The following is a 2,620-nucleotide window of genomic DNA, read 5'->3' on the forward strand; positions in this document are numbered from 1 at the left end:
ATCGACGGCTGTTCGATCTCGCTTCCGATCAAGGCCACGCCCGGCGCGGGGCTGATGCTCACCGCGCCCGGGTTTCGCGACGCGGCGCTACTCGACGCCGCCGAACGGATCGCGCCGCGGCTCTAGCCGTCTCGCGCGATCCGCGTCACCGACAGCGGCGGCAGGTCCAGCCCTCCGACGCGCGCCGCTTCGGTCGCATGGTTGAACCAGAACCGCTCCGTTCCGGTGTCGCGGCGGCGCACCCCTTCGGGAAGCTCGACCACGTCGAGCCCCGCCCGTGCGCAAAGCGCCGAGACGACGCGCCGCGCGGCCGCCTTGTCGGGCCAGCCGCCCAGATAGGTCAGCCGCCCCTCGCGCATCACCGCCGGCGCCCCCGAGGCGGTCCGCTCGACCACCTTGGCCGCGCCCTCGATCGCCTCGCGGTAGAGGATGAAGGCCCCGCCCTGATCGAGAGGCTCGGGGCTGTCGGGGCGCAGGCTTTCGACATGGCTCACCACCACGTCCAGCCCCGGCATCGCAGGCGGCAGCGGCACCGGGATCGAAAACTCGCCGTCGCGCGCACCCGATCGCGGCCCGATCAGCACTTCGGCCTCGGCATGGGCCAATGCCTCCTTCAACGCTTCGCTCATATGCATCAGCCCCGGCGCAGCGATGAGCCGGTAGCCCGAGAAGTCGCGGCAGGTGGTGGGCAGGATGTCGATCGACAGGCCGAGCCCGCGCATCGCCTTGTAAAGATCGAGCACGAGGCCGAAATAGCTCAGCCCCTGCCCGTGTGGCTGCACCGCCCAGGCGGCATCGGCGTCATAATCGAACAGGATCGCCACCTCGGAGGCGGCGTTGGCGACGGCGGGGGCCTGCGCGATCTCGCGCGCGACCTGACGCGCCTCCTCCAGCCCCGGCGCGGGCTGGCTGTCGGGGCGCAACAGGCCCGAATGCAGCTGCTCCTGCGCGAAGGGGGCCTGCCGCCAACGGAAATAGCTGACGCATTCCGCGCCATGGGCAAAGGCCTCCCAGCTCCAGAGCCGGACCATGCCGGGATGCGGCGCGGGGTTGTGCGGGGCCCAGTTCACCGGCCCCGGCTGCTGCTCCATCACCCACATCCGGCCCCGCCCCACAGCGCGGTAGAGATCGTGGTGCAGCGCCTGAAAATCAGGATCGCCCTGCCGCGCATAGGCCCGCTGGGTTTCCGCGTCGGCCCCGGCGCGGTCTTCGAGAAAGCCCAAGGGATAGCTGTCCCACGACGCGAAATCGAGATCCTCGCCGACGGCGAAATGGTCGAAATCGGTGACCCGACCCATGTAGTTGTGGGTGATCGGCGCCTTGGAATGGGCGCGGATGATCTCCACCTGCCGGCGGTTGAAGGCCACGACCTGATCGGAGGAAAACCGCCGGAAGGCCAGCGCATGGGCCGGGTTGGGTTCGGTCACGGTGAGGTTGGGCAGGTCGATCTCGTCGAAGTCGCGGTAGTCCATCGACCAGAACACGTTGCCCCACGCGGCATTGAGCGCGTCGATGTCGCCATCATTGCCGGCACCCGGATACCGCCCGCGCAGCCAGCGTTGAAAGGCGCGCCGCGCAGCGTCGGAATAGGAGATCGTCGTATCGTGGCAGCCATATTCATTGTCGGTCTGCCACGCCGCGACATGTTCGTTGCGCCCGTATCTCTCGGCCAGAAGCGTGACGATGCGGTCGCTCTCGGCGGCGAAACCCTCATGGCTGAAGCAGTAATGACGGCGCGAGCCGAACTTGCGCGGACGGCCCTGCGCATCGACCGCGAGCATGTCGGGGTGCCGGTCGAGAACCCAGCGCGGCGGCGTCGCCGTCGGCGTGCCCAGCACCACCTTCAGCCCCGCCTCGCCCAGCGTCCAGATCGCCTCGTCGAGCCAGTCGAAGCGCAGATCGCCGGGGCTGGGCTCCAGCCGCCCCCATGCGAATTCGCCGATCCGCACCCATGTCAGCCCGGTCTCGGCCATGCGGCGCGCATCCTCGGCCCAGATCGCGCGCGGCCAGTGTTCGGGGTAATAGCAACAGCCCAATGTGCGGGTGAGTTCGGTCATGTCGGTCCGCCTGTCGGGGAAGGGCACGCGCCCGCGTTTCCCCATATGGTGTGAGTGAAGGCCGCGAGTGTCCGCGTGGCAGGGCCATGGGGAGGCCGGTGATGGCTGCTCATGGCACGGCTCCTGTCGCGGCTCCCGTCACGGATCACGGGTTTCATTATTCGAAACCTCGTCTTGCATGTTGGGATGATAGGCCCTCCAGCCCCGTGCTTGTCAACAGCCGATGCCACCTTCCGCGCTGGTATGAACGAGGGCATGGACAGGGGCGCGGGATCACGCCGACACGTTGGCCCCCCTGCCCCATGCCGCATCGCCGATTGGCGCGGCGCGGCGGTCGCGCTAGGCTGAACCGCCCTCTGGTATTGGGGCGGCGTCGGGACGGCAGGCAAGGGGATAGGGGCATGGATCGCAGCGGTCTGGAGATGACGGTGCTGATGACGCCGGACATGGCGAATTTCAGCGGCAAGGTGCATGGCGGCGCGCTTCTGGCGCTGCTCGACCGCGTCGCGTTCTCCTGCGCCTCGCGCTACTCGGGCGAATACGCGGTGACGCTCTCGGTCGAT

2 protein-coding genes are annotated in these 2,620 nt (G+C 68.7%); one reads left to right on the plus strand and one right to left on the minus strand.

The window, feature by feature from the left end; translation table 11 throughout:
• Window positions 1–122: 122 nt before the first annotated feature.
• The gene (locus MBELCI_RS18590) at window positions 123–2,057 is read right to left on the minus strand and encodes a beta-galactosidase (RefSeq protein WP_045320528.1); all 1,935 of its coding nucleotides are present in this window, start codon (window positions 2,055–2,057) and stop codon (window positions 123–125) included.
• A gap of 401 nt (window positions 2,058–2,458) precedes the next feature.
• Here MBELCI_RS18590 and MBELCI_RS18595 point away from each other — a divergent pair.
• Window positions 2,459–2,620, plus strand: a 162-nt coding sequence (locus MBELCI_RS18595; RefSeq protein WP_045320527.1) for a hotdog domain-containing protein, incomplete at its 3' end; no start/stop codon positions are given.

Source organism: Limimaricola cinnabarinus LL-001 (assembly GCF_000466965.1).
Taxonomy (GTDB): Bacteria; Pseudomonadota; Alphaproteobacteria; order Rhodobacterales; family Rhodobacteraceae; genus Limimaricola; species Limimaricola cinnabarinus.

Coding starts and splice junctions, on each gene's coding strand:
- MBELCI_RS18590 (WP_045320528.1), bottom strand. CDS start 2,057: ATGACCGAACTCACCCGCACATTGGGCTGTTGCTATTACCCCGAACAC.